This is a genomic window from Pedobacter cryotolerans (genome assembly GCF_005116475.1).
GTDB classification, from domain to species: Bacteria; Bacteroidota; Bacteroidia; order Sphingobacteriales; family Sphingobacteriaceae; genus Pedobacter; species Pedobacter cryotolerans.
The window spans coordinates 92,324-115,805 of sequence record NZ_SWBO01000003.1 but is presented as its reverse complement, the minus strand read 5'-3'; the positions used below and the strand labels follow the sequence as shown (position 1 = coordinate 115,805).

The window sequence follows — 23,482 nt, the reverse complement described above, 5'->3', positions numbered from 1 at the left end:
CAGGATGACAATTATTTTTTATTTTATCCTTAACTTAATTACATTGTGTGTTCACTTCCATCATCCTGCCTGCCGATAGGCAGGGCTTATTAAGTTTTGCCTTTGCTACTTTGAGGGGTTTTACGAGCACATGCCTAAGTTAATTAGCCCCGACTGGCGTGAAAATACTTTTACTTTAAGGGCTTTGTGGGTTGGGGTAAAAGATTGTAACAAAAGGCGGGACTAAGCTTTAAGCGTAGCAATACAATTGCGCTTCAAAAAGATAAAAATTATTTAGAATGAAAGGTTTAGGCAGGTGAGGACACGAGCCGATATGTTTGATAAAAGTTATCTGTTATACATAAAAAAACCTCACAACATTAGCGGTGAGGTTTGTAAAACTAAAATCGTACTTCGTAAATCTAAAATCCCTTAGTCTTCTACAGTTTCGTTGTTAATGCCAACTTCATCTTTAATTTCTTCTTTGAAATAAGTTTTTTGAAAAATTAAAATAGTAATTACGCCAATAGAAATGGCTGCATCTGCTAAGTTAAAAACTGGTCTAAAAAACTCGAATGGCTCGTTTGACCATATAGGAAACCAAGATGGGAAATTACCTTTTATGATTGGGAAATAAAGCATATCTACCACTCGGCCATGAAACAAACTTTCGTATTTATAGATAACGCCGTAAAAAACAGAGTCGATAATGTTACCTAATGCGCCAGAAAAAATTAAGGCAACATTTAAAATTAAGCCTCTGTGGTATTTGTGTTTAATTAAATGGTGCAGGCCATAACCAATGCCAGCAACAGCAACAACTCTAAAAAGAGATAGAGCAAGTTTGCCGAATTCGCCGCCAAACTCTAAGCCGAAAGCCATCCCATTATTTTCTGTAAAATGGATGATAAACCAATCGCCTAAAATTTTAAACTCCTGCCCCAAGTACATATTTGTTTTGATCCAGGTTTTAGAAACCTGATCGGCAATTAGCACTAAAAAGATAAGAATTAAGGGTTTAGTATAGCCTTTCATTAACCTTGTTTCAATTTTGCTTCCATACTTAACGTGGCATGAGGTACGGCACGTAAGCGTTCTTTTTGAATTAATTTACCAGTTTCTCTGCAAATACCATAAGTTTTATTTTCGATACGTACCAAAGCAGCTTCTAAATTATCGATAAACTTTTTCTGGCGAGCAGCAAGTTGATTAATTTGTTCTTTTTCTAATGTTGCAGAACCATCTTCTAATGTTTTATAGGCACCAGAAGTATCTTCGGTTCCATGAGAATTAGGGCTACTTAATGATGATGTTAATGATAAAAACTCTTCACGTGAACTTTTAAGTTTTCCTTGGATCAGCTCTTTAAACTCTTGTAATTCGCTATCAGAATAGCGGGTTTTCTCGTTTTTTTCCATTTAATTGAATAGTTTATATTTAGTGGTAATGGAGTTATTATGATGTTTTATGATAACTCCAGTAATTTATTTTTTGGTAATCAGAATTTGTAATTCAACATCTTCTATTACGATTTGGTTTGCATTATTTATATTTTCAGCTAAAATGATATCATCTGCTAAAATTTCTGCGCAAATGTAAGCTTTGTTTTTTAACACCGCTGGAGATACCAAGTTATCTTGTTGTAAAGTTACTGTGATGCGATCGGTTACTTCAAAGTTTAATTCTTTACGTAAATTTTGTATTCTGTTAATTAACTCACGAGATAAACCTTCTTGTTTTAGCTCTGGGGTAATGGTAACATCTAAGGCAACAGTTAAACTACCCATGTTGGTTACTTGCCAGCCTGGTATATCTTCTGCTATGATTTCTACATCATTTAAAAGTATAGCGTAAGGCGTATCGCGTATTGCGAATGAGCCTTCTTTTTCAAACTGCGTTAACTCTTCTTGTGTAATTTTACCAATTGCTTCGGTTACCAACTTCATATCTTTACCAACTTTAGCACCTAAAGCTTTAAAATTTGGTTTGATTTTCTTTTTGATTAATCCAGCCGTATCTGTAATAAAATCAATTGCTTTGATATTGGTTTCGGATAAAATTAAATCTTTAACCAAGTCTACTTTTACTTGGAAATTACCATCTAAAACAGGAATTAAAACTTTTGCTAAAGGCTGACGAACATTGATGCCCATTTTCTTCCGTAATGATAACACCATCGAAGAAATGTTTTGCGCCAATTCCATGCGTTCGTTTAAATCAAAATCGATTAAAGTTTCATCAACTTCATTCCAAATGGTTAAATGAACAGATTTTGCAGTATGTACGGTTGGGTTTGCCTCTGTTAGCCTAATGTACAACCAATCTGCAAAAAATGGCGCAACTGGGCTCATCATCTGTGAAACACTCATTAAACAAGTAAACAAAGTTTCATAAGCAGCTTTTTTATCAGCGGTCATTTCGCCTTTCCAAAAACGGCGACGAGATAAACGGATGTACCAGTTGCTTAAATGTTCATCAACAAAAGTTTGGATAGCTCTTGCCGCTTTAGTAGGCTCATAAGCTTCGTAACTTTCATCAACTTCTTTAACTAATGTTTGCAATAAAGATAAAATCCAACGGTCTAACTCGCTACGTTGCGCAATTGGCGTTTGATTTTCTAAATCGATTTCAAACTTATCTATATTGGCATATAATGCGAAGAACGAATAGATGTTGTAAAGGGTTCCGAAGAATTTACGACGAACTTCATCCAATCCATCCAAGCTAAATTTCAAATTGTCCCAAGGAGATGCATTTGAAATCATGTACCAACGCGTAGCATCGGCACTGTAAGTATCAATTGTGCTAAATGGGTCAACGGCATTGCCTAAACGTTTAGACATTTTATTGCCGTTTTTATCTAACACTAATCCGTTAGAAACCACATTTTTATAAGCAACACCTAAATTATTTACGTGTTTGTTGATGGCTTTAATTTCATCGCTACTTTCGCTTAACATTACGGCGATAGCGTGTAAAGTAAAGAACCAGCCACGAGTTTGGTCAACACCTTCTGCTATAAAATCTGCCGGATAAGCGTTTTCAAATTCTTCCTTGTTTTCAAAAGGGAAGTGCCATTGTGCATAAGGCATGGCACCGCTATCAAACCAAACATCAATAAGGTCTAATTCTCGAGTCATTTTTTCGCCTTTGGCTGATGTTAAAATTACATCATCAACATAAGGACGATGCATATCTTTTAACTCAAAACCAGCTGGCATAAAACCAGTTGCAATAGATTTTTGGATTTCGGCATTAAGCTCTGCTATAGAACCAATGCATTTTTCTTCCAAACCATCCGCTGTGCGCCAAATTGGTAAAGGCGTGCCCCAATAACGAGAACGAGATAAATTCCAGTCAACCAAATTCTCTAACCAGTTGCCAAAACGACCAGTTCCGGTAGCTTCAGGTTTCCAGTTAATGGTTTTGTTCAGCTCCACCATTTTCTCCTTAACGGCTGTTGTTTTGATAAACCAACTATCTAACGGATAATATAAAACTGGCTTATCTGTGCGCCAGCAATGCGGATAAGTGTGAACGTATTTTTCTACCTTAAAGGCTTTATTTTCTTCTTTTAATTGAATGGCTAACTCAACATCTACAGATTTCTCTGGTGCTTCGCCATCTTTATAATATTCGTTTTTAACGTATTTTCCGCCATAACCACCACCTAAAGAGGTAATGAATTTCCCTTGTAAATCTACCAACGGTACAGCATTGCCTTTATCGTCTAACACCAACATTGGCGGAATTTCTGGCGTTGCCAATTTAGCAACACGAGCATCATCTGCACCAAACGTAGGAGCAGTATGTACAATACCAGTTCCATCTTCTGTAGTTACAAAATCGCCTGCAATTACCCTAAAAGCGTTTTCTGCATTTTGGTAAGGAAGTGCATACGGCAATAATTGTTCGTATTTGATACCGACTAAAGCTTCGCCTTTACATTCGGCTAATATTTGGTAAGGGATTTTCCCTGCCTTGCCGGCAGGCAGGTTGTCTTCAGCTTTGAAGTTGTTAAAATCTTCATCAGCCTCTGCTAAAAAATATTTACCAGCAAATTGTTTGCCTACCAAAGCTTTTGCTAAAACAACTTGTATTGGCTCAAAAGTATATTGATTAAAAGTTTTAACTAAAACGTAATCTATTTTTGGTCCAACTGTTAAAGCTGTATTACTTGGCAAAGTCCAAGGAGTGGTTGTCCAGGCAAGGAAATAATCCTCCCCCGACCCCTCCGAAGGAGGGGAGTAGCAAAAAGCCTTAGCCAGTGTGTTAGCTCCCTCTCCTTTGGAGAGGGCTGGGGTGAGGACTTTAAACTGCGCAACTATAGTTGTATCGCTTACATCGCGGTAAGTTCCAGGTTGGTTTAATTCGTGAGAACTTAAACCGGTTCCTGCAGCAGGCGAGTAAGGTTGTACAGTATAGCCTTTGTATAATAAACCTTTTTCGTAGAATGATTTTAAGATCCACCAAAGGGTTTCGATGTATTCGTTATGGTAAGTGACATAAGGTTTTTCTAAATCAACCCAATAGCCCATTTTTTCGGTTAGGTCGTTCCATACATCGGTATAGCGCATTACTTCTTCTTTACAAGCAGCGTTATATTCTTCAACAGAAATTTTCTTGCCGATATCGTCTTTAGTAATGCCTAATTTTTTTTCTACAGCAAGTTCGATGGGTAAACCATGCGTATCCCATCCGCCTTTGCGTTTAACCTGATAACCTTTTAGTGTTTTGTAACGGCAAAAAATATCTTTAATAGCACGAGCCATTACGTGGTGAATACCAGGCATCCCATTGGCAGAAGGTGGTCCTTCGTAAAAGGTAAAAGGTTTGGCTTTTGAACGAGTGCTGATACTTTTTTCAAATATCATTTCGTCTTTCCAAAACTTAAGTATTTCTTCTCCTATTTTAGCTAGCTCTAAAGTTTTAAATTCCCTATACATCAATCAAGTATCTTCAAAAATTAAGGATGCAAAGTTAAGGTTTTAGAATGAATTTTGGTAGTTTTGAGGTAAATTGTTTTATGGACAAAAAGCTTAAAATTGGACTTGTTTTTATGGTAGCTGCGGTGGTATTAATGCCGATTGCAGTTTTACTAAAAAGTGTTAGTGAGGTAGCTACCATAGCTTTATTGATATTTACGATGTGCCTTGAACTTATTGGGTTGGTATTTGTTATATGGAGTATCCTTAAAAGAAGAAAATCTTAAAACTCATAGCCATGATAAAAACACTAAAATTGCGAAAAGCCATTATTGCAATAGGTTTTGGTATAGTTTCATTAATTATTGCACAAATAATGAGTGATAAACATGTTACTGGAAGTAGTTATGTGTTAGGTTTATCAGGCTTATTATTGATTATCGGCGCTCTACTTTTTTTATATCCTATTTTGTTTGCTAAAAAAGTTGAAAATGCAAGCAACGGTGAGGAAGAGGTTGAATTAAAACCAATTTCTAAAGAGCCAACTGACATTTAAAACTAGGTATTACCTCTATGCGAAATATTTTTAATCGTAGATTTTTACGCTTAAATATTTCTATTTATTTAAACAATTTTCTTGTCAGTTAATATTTCTAAATAATCTTCAAGTTATTGAGCTTTAATGCTTTTAAACACTATTTGGATATAAATTTTTCATTATTTTTATAAAAAATCTCTACTTAAATTTTAAGAGTTTTTAAAACACAAAATGAAAAAAACAAAAGTTAAAGCTACTCCAATTCTTAGTCCTAAAACTGCAAAGTCTTCATACGAAGATTTTATGGTTCTGTTTTTTGTTGCTGCCTTTTTGCTCATCGATTTTTTACCCTATTTTAAAACCTATGAGATCATAGCTCCTCAGTTTTTTTATTTAACTATTTTAAACATATTAACTGGAATATACATTTATAATAATCCAGTTTTGCATGAAACTTCGCTCTTAGCTATTTTTAAAAAGAGTTATGTTTTTAAAATGTATTTAGCATTTATTATACTCTGTGGCATATCAATTATAACTGCAAAAAATCTATCTCTCGGGGTTTTAAGCATAGCTGAAATTTTAGTTGGCTTTACCATGTTTCTTAATTTTGCTATTCTGCTTTATAATCGGATGCATTTAATTTATAAGGTTGCTTTTTTTGTTGGTGTAAGTGCATTTTTTCAGGCCGGAATTGCACTTTATAATTTCGAAATTATAGCTAGAAGTAAATCAGTTTCTGACGCCTTAAACTCCAATTTTTTAAAAGGCAACACGGGCAATATCAACATCCTTGCGGCAAGTTTAGTGTTTAAAATTCCTTTTATATTTATAGGTGTTATTAATTACAATAAGTGGAAAAAATGGTTTTTAACTGCTGCATTGCTAATAGCTACAACTATCATATTTTTAATAAGTGCAAGAGCTTCGTTATTATCATTAATTATTATAACTAGTGGCTTTTTAGTTTATTATATTAAAACTGGTGGCTTAAAGCAGCAAATATTTTTGCAAACTTTATATATAGTTATCCCTATTTTTGTTTCATTTACCGTTGTTAATATCATATTTAAGCAGTCAAAATCAGAAGGGAGATATGCTTCTACAACTGCAAGGTTAAAACAAATTAATGCTGAAGACGGCTCTATAAATGCCCGTTTACATTATTATAAAAATGCGATAGCGCTAACAAAAAAGAGCCCTTTTTTAGGCATTGGCTTAGGTAATTACAGGGTCGAATCAATTCCTTATGAATTGAGAACGAACTCAAGCATATCATTACATGCCCACAATGATTTTTTAGAATTAACTGCCGAAACAGGTGTTTTAAATGGGGTTTTGTACTTTTCTATTTTTGTAGCCCTACTATTTATCAATGTAAAAAGGCTTATTAAAACACCAGATAGGGAGATTAGAAGTATAGCTTTACTTACTTTGTTGTTGCTTGTTGTGTATGGGTTGGATGCTTTATTCAATTTTCCTTTTTACAGACCGACAATGCAAGTATGTTTATCTTTTATAATTGCATTTACGCTTATTAATGTTGTTAAAGAAAAAGTATCCGCTCAGTTGAATAAAAAACAGTTTTTAAGTTTAATTCTGTTGGCAATCATTCCTTTATATTTTACTTATCATTCTTATAAAACATCAAATCTGGAATATTTAATACAAACAGATAATATCAACTTCGCAAGTTCTGGTTTCTTAAAAGGTGATGATGTTGTTAATAGAAATCCAAAGTTTCCAAACGTGTTTCAAACTTCAGAATCGTTTGTAGAGTTTGCAGGCATCTATTATTTTAGAGAGAAAAAATATGACAAGGCCATTAACTTCTTAGATAGTGCCAATAAGATCAATCCACATACTGGAAGACCAGATTTTTATAAATTTTTAATTGCTAAAGAGATTGGTGAAGCAGATAGTGCTTATGTTTATATTAAAAGAGCATTTTATAACCGACCAGTTAATGATACTTTTTACGAACATGCGATTGGTGTGGCCGCGGGAAAGAAAGATATGGTAGAAATATTTAATATGTATGATGAAATTTCTAGTCATATTAAATCTGCAGGTATTTGGCAAAAAACCGCAAATTCGTTGCAAATGGCTGGTTTAAGTGTAGGTAATTTCAATAAATTTATTGCAAAAGGACTAAAAGATTTTCCGAAGGATAGCGTAGTTGCCAAAAAAATAAATGATATGGCTATTACTGATCTAATAGAAAAAGGCCAAAATCTATTTGCTGCTGGCAAGTTCGATCAGGCATTAAAAACCTATCAAAAAGCATTAAAGATAGACCCAACGAATATTTATGTAATGCAAAATATTGGCTTTTACTATTACAATTTAGGAAAACCAAATGTTGCGCTTCCATATTTTAAAAATGCTTTAGCCTTACCAGGATTGAGCGATGGTAAAACACAGTTTTTTATAGGGATGTGTTATATTTCGATTGGAGATAAGAATAATGGATGTAAATATTTTAAGGAAGCGGGCGGATACCCAGATGCGCCAACACAGTTAGCACTAAATTGCAAATGACAATTGAAGTAAAGCGTTAAATGGATTGCCTGACAAACCCAATAACATTGCAAAAGCAGGCTCTGTTTTATAGCCATCGTTCTTAAGTTTGATAATTTTCAAACGAAACTCTTCTCCCATTTTGGTTAGAATCTGTTGTTCTATTATCATGTGTTTGTAGGCATTTTGCGCTGTTGTTGGAATGTTTTGCCCAAATATTTCAATTTCAAATTCATCAATCCAAAAATTTGCAATAACAGTCTCATTATCGTGTATGATTGTCTTTTTTAGCTGGAAATTTTTTTCTTGCCCGAAATTTTTCACAATTCGATCAATAAAATCAACTTTGTTAGGATAAAAACAAATGATATCTAAATCACTTTCAGGTATATCAATGTTAATTGGAATTGTACCTGTTAATATTGGGTTGAAATTTTTAAGTTTTTCAAAAACGAGATGTTTGGTTAAAACTTCAAAGGCAGCTTTTTGCCGCTCATTTCCATCTTTCAAATAATCGATTTTTAGAAAATCAATCATCAGATTAATGGTCTATTTTATCTATATTTTTTGCAACTTCGGCTGCGGGAATTAATTTACGCGTTTTCTTTTTATCAAGCCAAAGCATTAATGCTGGTAATAGTGTTAAGTTAAATACCAATGCCACAAATAAGGTAATTGAAAGTAGTAAGCCCAATACAACGGTTCCACCAAAGGTTGATGCAGTAAAAATTCCGAAACCGAAGAATAAGATTAGTGCAATATGCGTCATACTTACACCAGTTTCTCTGATGGTGTCAGAAACAACTTTAGTTACAGAATAATTGGTTAGTGTTAATTCTTGTTGGTATCTAGTTAAGAAATAAATCGTTTGATCTGAAGCTAAGCCAAATGCGATGGTGAAAATCAATATTGTAGAAGGTTTTAACGCGATATTGAAAAATCCCATCAGCCCTGCTGTAATAACCAAAGGAACTATATTTGGTAATAAAGAAACAAACATAATACCCAAACTTTTAAATTGCGCAAGGCGAAGTAAGGATATCAAAACAATGGCTAAGCCTATACTTTCAAATAAGTGTTTCAATAAATAATCTGTTCCTTTAGAGAAAATAATGCTTGAGCCGGTTAACTGTACATCAAATCTTTTTGGTGATAAAATAGAGTCGATGCGTGGCTTTAATTCTTGTAACAATTGATCTAATCTTTTTGAGCCAACATCGGCCATTTGAAAACTTACACGAGCAGTTTGCTTATCCTTGTCTACAAAATTGGTAAGCATATTGCCGTTGCCTTTACCCGAATTTGCCGCATAAGCTAAAATAAAATTCTTTTCTATATCGGTAGGTAAGCGGTAAAAAGCAGAATCTCCATTATAAAATGCTTGGGAAGCATATTTTAAGCCAGTATTTAATGAAATAGAACGAGAAAATTCGGGATAGGCTGCAATCATTCGTTCCATTTTATCAATCCTATTAAGTGTTGATAAACTTAAAACACCATTTTTTCTATTGGTATTTACACTAATTTCTAAAGGTAAAATGCCTTCAAAATTCTTTTCGAAAAACTTTAGATCGGTTAAAATCTGCGAATTTTTCGGTAAATCGTCTACCACGTATCCATTAATATTGATTTTATAAATTCCGATCAATGAGATTACCGTTAAAATAAAAGTAATGAGATAAATTAGAACACTTCTATTTTGTACCAAAAGATCTGTTTTTACTAATATGCGATCTAAAAAATCGGGTACGTGAACTGTATTTGCTTTTCCTTTCGGGATTGGTAAATAGCTGAAAATAATTGGAATTAAACAAAGACAAATTAGCCAAGTAAACATTACATTTAATGCAGCCACACTACCAAATTGCATTAATAATTCGCTGCCAGTAAAGTATAAAACCCCAAAACCAATGGCCGCTGTAACATTGGCTATTAAAGTTGTAACGGCAATTCTTTCTATAGTGATACTCAAAGCTTTCATTTTATCGCCATGCTTTTTAAGCTCACCGTGATATTTATTGAGCAATAAAATACTGTTTGGTATGCCGATAATTACAATAAGTGGCGGAATTAATCCTGTTAAGATGGTAATTTCATAACCACACAATACCAAAGTACCAATACTCCAAATTACACCCATTATTACCACTAAAATTGGGAAGAAAACGGCAGAAAAACTTCTAAAGAATATCAGTAAAATTAAAGCAGAAACTAAGATTGATAAACCTAAAAACAGCACAAATTCATTAGATACCAATTTGCTAGTAGCTGTTCTAATGTAAGGCAAGCCAGATTTATGCACCTCAATTCCAGTATCTTTTGCAAATGCATCTGCTTTGGCTTCAATTTCTTTTAATATCGGATTTCTGTTTACTGAGTTTAATATTTTAGAGTCGAAAGTGATGGCCATTAAAGTAGCATTACTTTCTTTGTTAAATAATAAGCCGCTATAAAATGGCATGCTTTGTATCTTATTTTTTAACGAATCCATTTCTGTATCAGAAATGGGTGATTTGTTAGGAATTGGACTAACGATAAATTTTTGATTTAAAGTGTCTTTTTGAAGTTCAAATAATTTTCCAACAGATAAAACACCTTTAATGCCATTTAATTTTTGGATTTCTTGGGTTAGCGTTGCCCATTTATTAAAGTTTTCTTTTTTGTAAATGTCTGGACTTTGGATACCAAGTACCATTACGCTTCCATCTTCTCCGAATGTTTTTTTGAACTCGTTATATTTTACAAACACCGAATCTGTAAGTGGTAATATTTTGGCTCCAGAATAAGATAATTTTAGATTTTTGGCATGGTAAGCCATAAAAATCGTGGCAACAACAAAAAATATGATTAGTGCAATTCGGTTCTGCAGAATTGCTTTAGAGAGTTTAACCCACATCTTCTTAGCGATTTTATTAAATGGTAAAGAAACTATAAAAATGGCTCATCACAAAATCTGCGCTTGTATTTTTATGATATTTAAACAGAGAAATTAGTTTATTGTTTGTTTTTAAATGGGTTACAAGGCTGATATGAATATTTTGCAGTAATTTTAGCTATCATGAAAAAGTTGATCAGCAGTTTTGCCTATGCCATTAAGGGCTTAAATTATACTTTTAGATCTCAGTTAAATTTTAAAATTCATTGCTTTGGAGGATTGTTAGCCATAATTTTAGGCTTTTTGGTTGATTTAAATTCCTATGAATGGCTATGGATTATTTTGTCCATCGCAATGGTAATCATTTTAGAACTTGTTAATACTGCGATAGAAATATTAGTTGATCTTGTATCACCAGAATACCATCCGAAGGCTGAAACAATTAAAGATGTAGCTGCAGCCTCGGTTTTAATAGGAGCTTTGATGGCTTTAATTATCGGATTGTTTATTTTTGTTCCGAAGTTGATTTAAAATGCTGCATAAAGTTAGAGGTATCGTATTAAAAACTACGCTGTATAGCGAAAGCAGTGTAGTTGTGCAGGTTTTTACAGACAAGTTTGGCATACAATCTTACCTTATTAATGGGGTGAAAAAACCGAAAGCCAAAATTCCGATGAATGTTTTACAGCCGTTACATTTGTTAGATATGGTGGTTTACCATAAAATGAATACTCAAATTCAGCGTGTGGCAGAAGCTAGGCCATCTCCTGTTTTTAAATCGATACCTTATGATGTAGTTAAAAATACCATTATTCAGTTTTTAAATGAGGTTTTATATAAAAGTATAAGGCAACAACATACAGATGAAAATTTGTTTGATTTCATTTACAATGCGATTAGCTGGTTTGATGAGAGTGAGGGCAATAATGTGAATTTTCATTTGGCTTTTTTACTTAAGCTATCGCGATTTTTAGGATTTGCTCCCCATCAGCAAACAAGGGCCGATCAAAAATACTTCGATTTGCAAGAGGGAGATTTCAAATCATTGATGCCGATTCATCCATATTTTATAGATAAATCTGATGCTAATTATTTTTTATTGCTTTTTTCTTCGCCTTTTGAAAAAATAATTGAAATAAAATTAGATAATAAATTACGTAGATTTTTGTTAGATAAGATATTGGTTTACTATACTTTACATACAGCTTCTTTCGGGCAAATTAAGTCGCATCAAGTACTAGAAGAGATACTTTCTTAAAAAAATTGAAAATATTTTTTGCAAAACTGCAATAACACACTATATTTGCATTCCCAAAACGAAGGAAGGATTTCATTTTCAGAAAGGGAAGAGGGTTAGTTTAAATTAACATTCAAAAAAAGGGAAATTAGCTCAGCTGGTTCAGAGCACCTCGTTTACACCGAGGGGGTCGGGGGTTCGAACCCCTCATTTCCCACAGAAAGCCTCAGAGAAATCTGGGGCTTTTTTTATGCTCAAAAAGTTATCCTAGTGGATGTTGCATCATGTACAAAAGTTGTTGAATCGATGTAAGATCGTTGACAACCAAGAAATGGAAAAGCAGAAAATTAATTGAGCAATTAATTAGCTCGGCTGGTTCATAGCATCCCGACATTTCGTCGGGAGGGTCGGGGGTTCGAACCCCTCATTTCCCACAGAAAGCCTCAGAGAAATCTGAGGCTTTTTTTTATGCTCAAAAAGTTAACTTAGTGGATGTATTTTCTTTATATTCTCTATTCTGAAATTAGGAATAAATATTATGTTGGCTCAACTGGAGACCTTGAGAGCAGATTGCAATCACATAATTCAAATCATTCAGGTTTTACTGGGCATACAGGCGATTGGCTTATAGTTTATACGGAGCAGTTTGAAACAAAAGACAAAGCGTATGCAAGAGAACGTGCGATTAAGAAATGGAAAAGCAGAAAATTAATTGAGCAATTAATTAGCTCAGCTGGTTCATAGTATCCCGACATTTCGTCGGGAGGGTCGGGGGTTCGAACCCCTCATTTCCCACAGAAAGCCTCAGAGAAATCTGGGGCTTTTTTATGTTATCTGCAAAAATTTTACCATCTTTTGGTGAAAAATGTTAACTTTTGGTTAATGCCAATAGCCAATTTCAATTATCTTTTTATAATTTTAGTCCCATGATCTATAAAATTGGACTGTTGCTCGTTTGCGTATTGATCAATAATCAGGTTAAATCGCAGCAACATAAAAATTATCAACAAAAAATTGAAGGCACCAAATTGGTCTTTGACATGCAGGCAATACCATCCGGCGAATTTTTAATGGGTAGCAAAACTGGCAATGCCGATGAATTGCCAGTTCATAACGTAAAATTAGATGCTTTTTGGATGAGCAAAGTAGAAGTTACATGGGATATTTTTGAGCCATTTTTATATAAGGATTACGAAAAAAGCAATAGCTCAAATATCCCAGCACAGGTTGATGCTGTAACAAGACCCACTAAACCATATTTAGATATGACCTTTGGCATGGGTAAACAAAACCACCCAGCATTAGCCATGACACAATACAGCGCCATACAGTTTTGCAAATGGTTATATGCTCGTACAGGCATTTTTTATCGTTTACCAACCGAAGCAGAATGGGAGTACGCCTGCAGAGCAGGTAGCACAGCTGAATTTAGTTTTGGAAACCATGAACAAAAACTTGCAGAATACGCTTGGTTTAAAACCAATAGCGACAAAAAAACACAAGAAGTAGGGCAAAAAAAACCAAACGCTTGGGGCTTGCATGATATGCATGGCAATGTAGCCGAGTGGACTTACGACCAGTATACCACAGATTTTTATGCTTCATCTGCAAATACAAAAAATCCGGTGGCTGTACCCGATAAACTTTATCCTCTAGTTGTGCGTGGTGGCTCTTATGAAGATGAGACAAAATATCTACGCTCTGCGGCAAGAACAACTTCAGATCCTGCATGGAAACAAATAGATCCACAGATACCGAAAAGTAATTGGTGGTTCCCCGAAGCACCTTTTATAGGGATTAGATTAGTTAGGCCAGCCGTAGAACCAACAAAAGCTGAAATAGATGCCTACTATAATAAACCGCCAATTAAAGATTTTTAAATCAACCTTAACCATAAAAACCTAAATACAATGACAAACAAAAACGATTTGCAAAAAGAGCGAAGAGAATTTCTAAAAACCTCTGCTTTAGTTGCTGGCGGTGTAATGATGAGCGGCTACTCTTGGGCAGGAGTAAATTCTTCTGTTGATGATACCATAAAAATTGCTTTAATCGGTTGTGGCGACAGAGGAACTGGAGCTGCTTTTCAGGCATTAAACACAAAATCTAATCTTAAATTGGTGGCAATGGCCGATGCTTTTCAAGATCGCTTGGATGGCAGTTACAAGCTTTTGGCAGAAAAATTTGGAGCCAAAGTAGATGTGCCAAAAGAACGTCAGTTTGTAGGGTTTGATGGCTACCAAAAGGCAATTGCTTTAGCAGATGTGGTTTTATTGGTAACGCCTCCAGGATTTAGACCAATGCATTTCGAAGAAGCTGTTAAACAAGGTAAACATGTATTTATGGAAAAACCTGTTGCGGTAGATTCTCCCGGGATCCGTAAAGTTTTAGCTGCAGCAGAAATTGCAAAGCAGAAAAAACTTAATGTAGTAGTTGGTTTGCAACGCAGGTATCAAACCAATTATAGAGAGACTTTAAAAAGAATACAAGATGGGGCCATTGGCGATATTGTTTCTGGGCAAGTTTATTGGAATAGTGGTGGCGTTTGGGTTAAACCGCGTACTGCTAATCAAACTGAAATGGAACATCAAATGCGCAACTGGTATTATTTCAATTGGTTATGTGGCGATCATATCGTAGAGCAACACGTACATAATATTGATATTGCCAACTGGGTAAAAAATGCTTATCCCGTTTCGGTACAAGGTACAGGCAGTAGAGCATGGCGTACAGGTAAAGATTATGGCGAAATTTACGATAACCATGCGGTTGAACTTAAATATGCAGATGGATCGGTGATTTACAGTCAGTGTCGCCACTTTGAAGGCACAAATAACAGAGTGGATGAAACTTTTCAAGGCACAAAGGGTAAGGTATATCTGTCAGCCAATAACTCAGGTATTTTATGGGATCAGCAAGGTAAAGAAATATTTAATCACGATAGAAAAGGAAATGCAAATCCTTACCAAACCGAGCATGATGAATTATTTGAAGCAATTTCTAAAGGCGAATATAAATTTTGGGATACTGAAAGAGCGGCAAAAAGTTGTTTCACTTCGATAATTGGTCGTTACGCTACCTATTCTGGCGAGGTAATTAAATGGGATGATGCACTAAAAGCCGAAAATAGTTTATTCCCAGAAAAACTAGCTTGGGATGCAATGCCAAAATCGCTACCAGATGCTAACGGATTGTATACCATTGCCATGCCGGGTAAAACTAAAGTGCTTTAATGTTGTCAAACTTTAACTATTCGATACTTTTATTAACGCTTTTTTTTATTTCGTGGACTAAAAATCAGCCTATGCGAGAGTATAAAATTAGCGGACAAGCACAAGGTACAACTTATGCTGCCAGCTATTTTGCTACAGATAGCTTAGTTACCAAATCACAAATCGATAGCATTTTAAATGTTGTCGATTTGTCGATGTCATTATACAAACCAAACTCTACCATCAGTAAATTTAATGCCATGCCAGCAGGAAAAATTAAGGTAGATCCACACATGAACATTGTGCTCAAAAAATCTTTCCAAATTAATAAAGAAACAGACGGGTTTTTTGATATTACTATACAGCCGTTAATGCGTTTATGGGGCTTTTATAGAGCGCAAGCACAAAAAAATCTACCAGATACTAACAAAATAAATGCCTTGTTAAAAACCTCAATTGGTATGAATAAAATAAAGCTCAAACGAAAGAGCTTAAGCAAACAAAACAGGAGCATAGAAATTGATTTAAATGGCATTGCACAAGGCTATGCTGTGGATGTTGTTGCAGATTTCGTAGCAAGCAAAGGAATTAAAAGTTACGTTTTTGAGTTAGGCGGCGAAATTAGGGCAAAAGGACCAAAGCCAGATGGTAGCCAAATTAAAATTGGTATTGAAGGACCAACTACTAATGAATTTGAAAATCCTGATATGAAGCATATCATTTCATTTAAACAAGGTGCAGTTACCACATCAGGCAGCTACCGAAAATACATCTCTTTTAATGGTAAAAATTATGGGCATATCATCAACCCAAAAACTAGCTACCCAATTAATAATGGAATTATTAGCGTTACCATTTTTGCCGAAAAAGCAATAGATGCCGATGGTTATGACAATGCTTTAATGCTGATGCCAGTACAAAAGGCCATTAAATTTGTAGAAAGTAAAAAAAACCTGGAGGCTTATATTATTTACAAAAAAACAGATGGTACAGTAACTGATACACTTACAGCGGGCTTTAAGCAAATGATTGTTAAATAAATTGTTATTGTTTGTTAATTATTTAGGCAATCGAAATTCTTATTTCTATTTTTATCCATCATGATTTCCATAGCAAACGAGCATATTAAAGTTTCTTTCTCAAAAAAAGGTGCAGAACTACAAAGTATAAAAGGAATACACAGCAACACTGAATTTTTGTGGAGCGGAAACGCTGATTTTTGGGGCAAGTTTAGTCCGGTGTTGTTTCCAATTATTGGTGCTTTAAAAAACGATACTTACTCATTTGAAGATAAAACTTATCAATTACCCAGACACGGTTTTGCCCGCGATATGGATTTTGATTTTGAAGAAATTAATGAGCACGAAGTTCTTTTTACCTTACAGCACAACGAACAAACTTTAAAAGTTTATCCTTTTGAATTTAAGTTGGCTTTGCGATATAAAATACATGGATCAAGCGTTTGTTGTACTTACGAGGTTTCTAATCCTGGAAACAAAGATTTATTGTTTTCGGTGGGTGGGCATCCCGCTTTTGCGGCTCCTTTAAATAAAGAAGGGGATTATACCGATTACTATTTGCAATTTAATAACGATGATGAGTTAACCTATCATCACATAGTAGATAACTTAATTTCAGATCAAACCTCAACAATAAAGCTCCATAATGGCAAACTCTGTCTAAAACACGAACTGTTTTATGATGATGCCTTGGTGTTTAAAAACCTAAAAAGCGATAGCATTTCTTTGCTAAACGATAAAAACTATAACGGACTAGATTTTAATTTTAAGGATTTTCCTTATTTCGGAATTTGGGCAGCAAAAGATGCAGATTTTGTATGTTTAGAGCCTTGGTGCGGCATAGCCGATTCCGTAAATCATAACCAACAGTTAGCCCAAAAAGAAGGAATAAATACCTTAGCACCGAATGGTTTTTGGGAAAGAACTTGGCAAGTAACTTGTTTTTAAAGTTGTCTATTTTAGTAAATGGAAGTGGAGTAATTCTTGGCAATTGTAGCCCCGCTTTCTGTTTCAATTTTTTTGCTTTCCTTCGACTACGCTCAGGATGACACAAAAAAGATTTTCACTTCAATCGGGTTTAGGTACAAAGCAAGTGCAAAAAAGCATGTTGCCTAAAAAAATAGCCCCGATATACGCGGATTTCGATTTATCGGAAGCAGCATTCGCGGGACTGAATTAACCCAAGTATCACAGTTTCTGCGCTTCAAATTATAATCAAAATGTTGATGTTAACATAACAAACATTTATATTTTCTGCATTATATTAGCAAGCTCAAAATTGATCATACCCGAATGGATTCTAGAAGAGATTTTCTCAAAAAAGCATCATTGCTGGCAAGTACTTTTGGTGCAGCCAACGTTATACCAATGTCTATACAAAAGGCAATGGCTATAAATGCCGAGCCAGGCACTACATTTTACGATGCAGAACATGTGGTGTTTTTGATGCAAGAAAATAGATCTTTCGACCACATGTTTGGTAAAATGAAAGGCGTTAGAGGCTTTAACAATCCGAGAGCTAAAACATTGCCAAATGCCAATAAAGTTTGGCTACAAAACGATGAAAAGGGGAATACTTTTGCGCCATTTCATGTAGATATTAATAAAACCAAAATTACTTGGCAAGGCGGTTTGCCGCACTCATGGAGCGATCAGGTAGCTGCTCGCAACAAAGGGAAATACGATAAATGGGTTCCTATAAAATCTTTGATGAGTTTGGCTTATTACCAGCGAGAAGATATTCCGTTTTATTACGCCATGGCCGATGCTTTTACCATTTGCGATCATCATTTTTGTTCGTCGTTAACTGGTACAACGCCAAATAGATTGTTTTTTTGGACAGGTACTATTCGCCCTGAGCAAAATGCAAATAATGTAGCTGCGGTAAACAATTCGCAAGCCGAATCAAGAGATAATGTATTTGTAGATTGGCAAACTTTTCCAGAAATTTTAGAAGACAATGGTGTGTCGTGGAAGGTTTACCAAAACGAAATTTGGACAGCCAATTTGCCAGAAGGCGAGGTTGATGATTGGTTGGGGAATTATGGCGATAATCCTTTAGAATATGTTAAAAGACATCAGGTAAAATTATCGGCTTATTTTCGTAAAAACGGAGATGAAACTAGTAAACCAGCTTTAACAGCCGATGAGGTTTTGGCAAAATACAACAAACTCTCACAACGTGAAAAAAACCTGATTGATAAAGCATTTACTACAAATATTGATAATAAAGATTATTTAAAATTAGCGCCATTAACTTATACCAATGAAGAAGGGAAACAGGAAACTTTAAATATCCCTCAGGAAGATATTTTTGAGCAATTTAGAAAAGATGTTGATTCAGGTAGTTTGCCGCTGGTTTCGTGGTTGGTAGCGCCACAACGTTTTTCAGATCATACAAGTTCGCCACTTTATGGTACTTGGTATGTTAGCGAGGCGATAGATATTTTAACTAAAAATCCAGAAGTTTGGAAGAAAACAATTTTCATTTTAACCTACGATGAAAATGATGGTTATTTTGATCATTTGCCGCCTTTTGTAGCGCCAAAACCTAACGATCCATCAACAGGTAAAGTAAGCGAAGGTTTAGCAACTTGGGTTGATTACGAGTTTAAAAAAGACAGTCCGATTGGTTTAGGTTATCGCGTACCTATGATGGTGGCCTCGCCTTGGAGCAAAGGTGGTTACGTAAATTCAGAGGTTTTTGATCATACTTCTTCGTTGATGTTTTTAGAGAAATTTTTGAGCCACAAAACAGGTAAAAAAATTAAAAGCGATAACATTAGTGCATGGCGGAGGGCAATTTGTGGCGATTTAACTTCAGTTTTTAGGCCGTACAATGGCGAGCAGTTAAATGTACCACCCAGACTGAAAAGGGATAACGTAGTTTTGGGTATCCAAAACGCAAAATCAAAGCCCGCACAAGTAACACCAACACAACTTTCGCAAACTGAAATTGATAAAATAAATACAATTTTACCTTTTCAAAATGGTGCGTCAACTTATGCTGCGGTACAAGAAAAAGGAACTAAACCGGCTTGTGCATTGCCTTATCAACTATTGGTAGATTCTAAAATAATTGGTGAAAGTTTGGTGTTAAATTTTGCTTCGAAAGCTACAGCATTTGGACAGAAATTGGAAAATAGGGGAGCACCATTTAATGTTTACACGCCAAGCATTTACAAAAATGACGCAGGTAAAACTTGGGCTTATGCGGTAAATGCTGGAGATGAACTTCGCGATAACTGGAAAATAGCAGATTTTGAAAATGGTGTTTATAATTTAGTGGTTGATGGTCCGAATGGATTTTTTAGGCATTTTAAAGGAGATCAAAACGATCCGCTGTTAAGTGTAAATTGTGTGTACGAACAAAGTGGATTGATTAAAAAGCCTACAGGAAATATTCAGCTTTTGTTAGAAAACTTGGAAACAGCTGCTTTGCAAATTCAAATTATAGATGATGTATACAAAGCAAATTCGAAAACCATCAGGATTGCTGCAAATAGCAAGAAAATAGTTTCACTTAATTTACAGAAAAGTAAAGGTTGGTACGATTTTAAGCTTGAAATAAAAGGTAAAACTAATTTCCTGAAACACTATGCCGGCCACGTAGAAACTGGCGATGAATCGATAACCGATCCTTTTATGGGAGGGATTGTTTAAATTTTTGCATCATTCCCGCAAAAGCGGGAATCACGCAGTGTTCAGCGAAGCTAATCTTAATGCGATATTAGCCTATCAAAATCTTTACGATACCCAATCGAGTTGGGTATGACGAAAATTATAAAAAATGCAACCAACAATACGACCAATACAACCAAAAGACGATGCAGCCATAGGCGAATTAATTAAAGCCGTTTTAACAGAATTTAAGGCCAATAAACCTGGTACTGCTTACTTTGATGAAAGTACGAACCATTTATCAACTTTGTTTACATTGCCTAACTCTGCTTATTGGGTGGTAGAAGAAGATGGTAAAATAATTGGTGGCGGTGGGATTTTTCCAACCGAAGGTTTGCCTGCAGATATCTGTGAGTTAGTTAAACTTTATTTACACCAAAGCGCAAGAGGTAAAGGCTTGGGTGTAGCTTTAATGGACAAATGTTTTGAACAAGCTAAAACTTTTGGTTACAAAAAAATCTATTTAGAATCAATGCCAGAATTAAATCAAGCAGTAAGTTTATATAAAAAATTAGGCTTTGAGCGTCAATGTAGTGCTTTAGGCAACTCGGGGCATTTTGGTTGTGATATTTGGATGGTGAAAGAGTTATAGCTTCTATTTTAAACCGCAAGGTAACCAAACAAAACCTAAGCGAATGCTTGTGTTAGGGATAAATCAAAATGATATTTGCCGATCTTGATCATTAAATGACTTATCCTGCCGTCATTTCGAACGAGTTCTTCACGAGGAGAAATCTGTTGCCAAATTGACCTAGCTATTGAGTAAATTATGGCATATCAACAGTAGTAGTTAAAAAAACGGATATCTCGTCGCTACGCTCTGTCGATATGACGTAACTCTTTACCTATTCCAACAACAAATCATCATCATCTTCGCCCAAGCTCAACTGAATATTATCATTACCAGAAATTCCTTCAATAGAGCCACGAATATGAGCTGCATTTAACAATACTTTTTCCAATTGCTTTTCACGGCTTTTCCATAATCTCTCCATGGCATCACGTTCACGTTGTATAGAAAGTTTCATACTCATAAAACCTTCACGAATAGCTTTCCATTGCTCAGAAAATTCATTTCCGTTTAAGTAATCGTACAACATGTGCATTTTATCACCCTTGTTTTCTTGTGATTTAGTAGCGCCGAAAAGTTTCACAATTCCGTCTCTTAATATGTATGAAACCGCTTTAACCTCATCGAAAGAGCAAATCCAAACGCCATCTTTTTCGCCAAAACAATCCATCCCCTTTGGGTAACATTGCGTTACAATAACTGCCACATCTACACCCATGCTGCGCATATCTTTTTTCAATTTCTCAATCCACTCCATCGAAAAATCTTTGGTACGTTTGCTCTCATAAATAATCCGCCCACATTCTTGCCCAAATTGGTTACGCACATTATGCACACAATCCGCTCCGCGAACACCTTTGCCAACTTCCTCAATTAAATCGAACGGAAAAGTGTTACGCAACAGTTCTTCTAAAATTAATTCTTGTGCTTCGCCTTGCAATTGCATAGAGCCTTGGTCGGCTTTACGTTTCATTTCTTCGGCTAATTTTTTCTGGTCGTCTAGCTGTTTTTCTAGTTCTTTTACGCGAAGCTGATGTTCGGTATCTTTTAAATTATTTTTCTCTAATTCTTGCTTACGCACTTGAGCAACCAATTCTTCACGCTGCTCTTGTAGTTTACGTTGAATGTTTAACTCCAATTCAGCTTCGCGAGTTTTAATCTCTTGTTCTTTTTTTAAAAAATCAATTTCTTTAGCACGAGCTAGCTTCAACTTTTCTTCATTTTCTAAATTGGCTTCTTTACTCATTCGCAACTGATTTTCGAAATCGGCGCTAATGGTTTTGCGTAAATTTTCTGCCATGGTGGTTTGTAAAACAGCTTTTTCTTGTTCTAGCTTTTGCTGAAAAGTCAGTTCCTGCTGCTTTTTTTGCTTGTCGTAAAGTTCTTCTTGTTGCTTTCTTTGTTGCTCAAATGCTTCCGCTTTGCGTAAAAATTCTTCTTCCTTTTGTTTGGTAAAAGAAACCATCTTCTCACGTAAATCCTGTTTGTATTCTTCTGCCATTACTTCTTCAATAGGAAAAGTATGGTTGCAATTTGGGCATTTTATTTCTGTTGACATGTGCTAAGCTTTATCGCGCACCGAATTTTGGGCGAATTCAAAAATACAGAAATTATAAATAGAAATTTACAGCCAATTGTCTATTTTTGGCTGCCATTCCAACTACAAAATGCTACGTCAAATTCTTAATACTTACAAAACATCTTTTACTGGCTTAAGTAGAGAAACTTGGTTGCTTAGTGGTGTAATTTTACTAAACCGTTGTGGTTATATGGCCGTACCATTTATGGGTTTGTATGTTACACAATCGTTAAATAGGCCAGAGTCTGATGCCGGTTTAATTATTTCCCTTTTCGGGGTAGGAGCTATTTTAGGTGCAGCAGCCGGCGGTAAACTAACCGATATGTTTGGTTTTAGGCCGGTTCAAATCGTTTCGTCGGTAATTGGCGGATTGCTTTTTTTGGCATTTTCTCAAATCACTAATTTTACGGCTTTGTGCGTAATGTCGGTACTCATTAGCTTTTTTTACGATGCATTTAGGCCCGCAAATTTCGCCGCAATAGCCGCTTATTCATCGCCAGGCAACCAAACTAGATCGTATTCTTTAAATCGTTTGGCAACAAACATTGGTTTTTCATTTGGTATTGCCATGGGTGGTTTAATCGCTTCCATCAATTATAAATTACTTTTTTTGGTTGATGGTGTGGTAAGTATTTTAGTAGGCCTTGCCATATTGCTATTGCTACCAGCCGTAAAAGGTTTCAGGAAAGCAGCAATAGAGAAAACTAAAAACATCATTGTTCGTAAGCCTTGGCAAGATGTTTGGTTTATTAAATTCGTACTGCTTACTTGCCTTTTTGCCACTTGTTTTTTCTTAATGTTTAGGGTTGTACCAGTATTTTTTAAAAAAGAATGGCATATTGATGAGGCTATGATTGGTTTAATTCTAGGTGTAAACGGAGCCATCATCGCTTTGCTAGAAATGGTAATGATTAGCAAAATTGAAAATAAAAAATCGCCACAGTTTTATATTGTAACAGGTGTATTAATTGTAAGTGTTTCATTTATGTTTTTAGTATTGCCAAGCTCATTTCCTATCGTATTAGCCTTGCTTTGTGTAATTGGTTTTACCTTTGGCGAAATGTTTTCCATGCCTTTCATCAATACTTTTGTAATTAAAAGAAGTAACGAATTTAACCGAGGCCAATATGCAGCGGGTTTTTCAATTGCATGGTCTGTTGCTCAAATTACACCAGTCGCCGGCTTTTATATTGCCGAAAAATTAGGTTATAACACACTTTGGCTTAGTAGTGTAGTGTTGCTATTGTTCTGTGCTTATGGTTATTATTCGTTAAATTATAATGAGCAAGTAACAGATGAAAAAAATAATTAAAAAAAGTTTTGTGTGTGCAAACAATAATTAACCG

The 23,482-nt window shown here is 35.2% G+C and carries 19 protein-coding genes and 1 tRNA gene; 14 read left to right on the top strand and 6 right to left on the bottom strand.

Annotation, left to right across the window (positions count from 1 at the left end):
* Window positions 1–411: 411 nt before the first annotated feature.
* The 3 genes from FA045_RS06010 to ileS all read right to left on the bottom strand — a co-directional run bounded on the left by FA045_RS06010 (window position 412) and on the right by ileS (window position 4,925).
* Window positions 412–1,014 carry a lipoprotein signal peptidase gene (locus tag FA045_RS06010; protein WP_136875518.1) on the bottom strand — a complete coding sequence of 201 codons (603 nt, stop codon included), beginning with the start codon at window positions 1,012–1,014 and terminating at the stop codon, window positions 412–414.
* Window positions 1,014–1,397, bottom strand: coding sequence for a TraR/DksA family transcriptional regulator (locus FA045_RS06005; protein WP_136875515.1), 384 nt, complete (start codon window positions 1,395–1,397; stop codon window positions 1,014–1,016). Before FA045_RS06005 ends, FA045_RS06010 begins: the two co-directional genes overlap by 1 nt.
* A gap of 66 nt (window positions 1,398–1,463) precedes the next feature.
* Window positions 1,464–4,925 (bottom strand): isoleucine--tRNA ligase, encoded by a 3,462-nt coding sequence (gene ileS / locus FA045_RS06000; protein ID WP_136875513.1) that lies wholly within the window; start codon window positions 4,923–4,925, stop codon window positions 1,464–1,466.
* An 80-nt stretch (window positions 4,926–5,005) separates the two neighbouring features.
* Between ileS and FA045_RS18955 the strand changes: the two genes are divergently transcribed.
* The 3 genes from FA045_RS18955 (at window position 5,006) to FA045_RS05985 (ending at window position 7,983) form a co-directional block, all read left to right on the top strand.
* Complete coding sequence (locus FA045_RS18955) at window positions 5,006–5,191, top strand: hypothetical protein (protein ID WP_136875511.1); 186 nt, start codon at window positions 5,006–5,008, stop codon at window positions 5,189–5,191.
* Between the two features lie 11 nt (window positions 5,192–5,202).
* The gene (locus tag FA045_RS05990) at window positions 5,203–5,460 is read left to right on the top strand and encodes an isoleucyl-tRNA synthetase (RefSeq protein WP_205943105.1); all 258 of its coding nucleotides are present in this window, start codon (window positions 5,203–5,205) and stop codon (window positions 5,458–5,460) included.
* A 213-nt stretch (window positions 5,461–5,673) separates the two neighbouring features.
* Window positions 5,674–7,983, top strand: coding sequence for an O-antigen ligase family protein (locus FA045_RS05985; RefSeq protein ID WP_136875509.1), 2,310 nt, complete (start codon window positions 5,674–5,676; stop codon window positions 7,981–7,983).
* Here FA045_RS05985 and FA045_RS05980 read toward each other — a convergent pair.
* Both FA045_RS05980 and FA045_RS05975 read right to left on the bottom strand, forming a co-directional pair.
* Entirely contained in the window at window positions 7,969–8,499 is a 531-nt protein-coding gene (locus tag FA045_RS05980; protein WP_136875507.1) for a DUF4269 domain-containing protein, read from the bottom strand. The genes FA045_RS05985 and FA045_RS05980 overlap by 15 nt on opposite strands.
* Before the next feature lie 4 nt (window positions 8,500–8,503).
* Window positions 8,504–10,858 (bottom strand): efflux RND transporter permease subunit, encoded by a 2,355-nt coding sequence (locus tag FA045_RS05975; protein WP_225871288.1) that lies wholly within the window; start codon window positions 10,856–10,858, stop codon window positions 8,504–8,506.
* A gap of 162 nt (window positions 10,859–11,020) precedes the next feature.
* On the opposite strand from FA045_RS05975, the gene FA045_RS05970 reads away from it, so the two are divergent.
* The 10 genes from FA045_RS05970 (at window position 11,021) to FA045_RS05915 (ending at window position 20,578) form a co-directional block, all read left to right on the top strand.
* Window positions 11,021–11,368, top strand: coding sequence for a diacylglycerol kinase family protein (locus FA045_RS05970; protein WP_136875505.1), 348 nt, complete (start codon window positions 11,021–11,023; stop codon window positions 11,366–11,368).
* A 1-nt stretch (window position 11,369) separates the two neighbouring features.
* Window positions 11,370–12,095 carry a DNA repair protein RecO gene (recO, locus tag FA045_RS05965; protein ID WP_136875503.1) on the top strand — a complete coding sequence of 242 codons (726 nt, stop codon included), beginning with the start codon at window positions 11,370–11,372 and terminating at the stop codon, window positions 12,093–12,095.
* Between the two features lie 121 nt (window positions 12,096–12,216).
* Window positions 12,217–12,291, top strand: a tRNA-Val gene (locus FA045_RS05960).
* A 275-nt stretch (window positions 12,292–12,566) separates the two neighbouring features.
* Window positions 12,567–12,818, top strand: coding sequence for a GIY-YIG nuclease family protein (locus tag FA045_RS05950; protein WP_136875501.1), 252 nt, complete (start codon window positions 12,567–12,569; stop codon window positions 12,816–12,818).
* A gap of 182 nt (window positions 12,819–13,000) precedes the next feature.
* Window positions 13,001–13,954, top strand: coding sequence for a formylglycine-generating enzyme family protein (locus tag FA045_RS05940; RefSeq protein ID WP_136875499.1), 954 nt, complete (start codon window positions 13,001–13,003; stop codon window positions 13,952–13,954).
* Window positions 13,955–13,984: 30 nt separating this feature from the next.
* On the top strand, window positions 13,985–15,307 hold the full coding sequence (locus FA045_RS05935; RefSeq protein ID WP_136875497.1) for a Gfo/Idh/MocA family protein: 1,323 nt from the start codon (window positions 13,985–13,987) through the stop codon (window positions 15,305–15,307).
* A gap of 71 nt (window positions 15,308–15,378) precedes the next feature.
* Complete coding sequence (locus tag FA045_RS05930) at window positions 15,379–16,326, top strand: FAD:protein FMN transferase (RefSeq protein ID WP_225871287.1); 948 nt, start codon at window positions 15,379–15,381, stop codon at window positions 16,324–16,326.
* Window positions 16,327–16,386: 60 nt separating this feature from the next.
* Complete coding sequence (locus FA045_RS05925) at window positions 16,387–17,253, top strand: aldose 1-epimerase family protein (RefSeq protein WP_136875493.1); 867 nt, start codon at window positions 16,387–16,389, stop codon at window positions 17,251–17,253.
* Between the two features lie 345 nt (window positions 17,254–17,598).
* Entirely contained in the window at window positions 17,599–19,968 is a 2,370-nt protein-coding gene (locus FA045_RS05920) for a phosphocholine-specific phospholipase C (RefSeq protein ID WP_136875491.1), read from the top strand.
* Between the two features lie 127 nt (window positions 19,969–20,095).
* Window positions 20,096–20,578 carry a GNAT family N-acetyltransferase gene (locus FA045_RS05915; RefSeq protein ID WP_136875489.1) on the top strand — a complete coding sequence of 161 codons (483 nt, stop codon included), beginning with the start codon at window positions 20,096–20,098 and terminating at the stop codon, window positions 20,576–20,578.
* Window positions 20,579–20,831: 253 nt separating this feature from the next.
* Here the strand turns inward: FA045_RS05915 and FA045_RS05910 are convergent, their stop codons facing one another.
* Complete coding sequence (locus FA045_RS05910; protein WP_169305023.1) at window positions 20,832–22,115, bottom strand: DUF2130 domain-containing protein; 1,284 nt, start codon at window positions 22,113–22,115, stop codon at window positions 20,832–20,834.
* Between the two features lie 109 nt (window positions 22,116–22,224).
* Here FA045_RS05910 and FA045_RS05905 point away from each other — a divergent pair, with 109 nt between their 5' ends.
* Window positions 22,225–23,448 (top strand): MFS transporter, encoded by a 1,224-nt coding sequence (locus FA045_RS05905; RefSeq protein ID WP_136875487.1) that lies wholly within the window; start codon window positions 22,225–22,227, stop codon window positions 23,446–23,448.
* Window positions 23,449–23,482 lie beyond the last annotated feature (34 nt).

Coding starts and splice junctions, on each gene's coding strand:
- FA045_RS06010 (WP_136875518.1), bottom strand. CDS start 1,014: ATGAAAGGCTATACTAAACCCTTAATTCTTATCTTTTTAGTGCTAATT.
- FA045_RS06005 (WP_136875515.1), bottom strand. CDS start 1,397: ATGGAAAAAAACGAGAAAACCCGCTATTCTGATAGCGAATTACAAGAG.
- ileS (WP_136875513.1), bottom strand. CDS start 4,925: ATGTATAGGGAATTTAAAACTTTAGAGCTAGCTAAAATAGGAGAAGAA.
- FA045_RS18955 (WP_136875511.1), top strand. CDS start 5,006: ATGGACAAAAAGCTTAAAATTGGACTTGTTTTTATGGTAGCTGCGGTG.
- FA045_RS05990 (WP_205943105.1), top strand. CDS start 5,203: ATGATAAAAACACTAAAATTGCGAAAAGCCATTATTGCAATAGGTTTT.
- FA045_RS05985 (WP_136875509.1), top strand. CDS start 5,674: ATGAAAAAAACAAAAGTTAAAGCTACTCCAATTCTTAGTCCTAAAACT.
- FA045_RS05980 (WP_136875507.1), bottom strand. CDS start 8,499: ATGATTGATTTTCTAAAAATCGATTATTTGAAAGATGGAAATGAGCGG.
- FA045_RS05975 (WP_225871288.1), bottom strand. CDS start 10,858: ATGTGGGTTAAACTCTCTAAAGCAATTCTGCAGAACCGAATTGCACTA.
- FA045_RS05970 (WP_136875505.1), top strand. CDS start 11,021: ATGAAAAAGTTGATCAGCAGTTTTGCCTATGCCATTAAGGGCTTAAAT.
- recO (WP_136875503.1), top strand. CDS start 11,370: ATGCTGCATAAAGTTAGAGGTATCGTATTAAAAACTACGCTGTATAGC.
- FA045_RS05950 (WP_136875501.1), top strand. CDS start 12,567: ATGTATTTTCTTTATATTCTCTATTCTGAAATTAGGAATAAATATTAT.
- FA045_RS05940 (WP_136875499.1), top strand. CDS start 13,001: ATGATCTATAAAATTGGACTGTTGCTCGTTTGCGTATTGATCAATAAT.
- FA045_RS05935 (WP_136875497.1), top strand. CDS start 13,985: ATGACAAACAAAAACGATTTGCAAAAAGAGCGAAGAGAATTTCTAAAA.
- FA045_RS05930 (WP_225871287.1), top strand. CDS start 15,379: ATGCGAGAGTATAAAATTAGCGGACAAGCACAAGGTACAACTTATGCT.
- FA045_RS05925 (WP_136875493.1), top strand. CDS start 16,387: ATGATTTCCATAGCAAACGAGCATATTAAAGTTTCTTTCTCAAAAAAA.
- FA045_RS05920 (WP_136875491.1), top strand. CDS start 17,599: ATGGATTCTAGAAGAGATTTTCTCAAAAAAGCATCATTGCTGGCAAGT.
- FA045_RS05915 (WP_136875489.1), top strand. CDS start 20,096: ATGCAACCAACAATACGACCAATACAACCAAAAGACGATGCAGCCATA.
- FA045_RS05910 (WP_169305023.1), bottom strand. CDS start 22,115: ATGTCAACAGAAATAAAATGCCCAAATTGCAACCATACTTTTCCTATT.
- FA045_RS05905 (WP_136875487.1), top strand. CDS start 22,225: ATGCTACGTCAAATTCTTAATACTTACAAAACATCTTTTACTGGCTTA.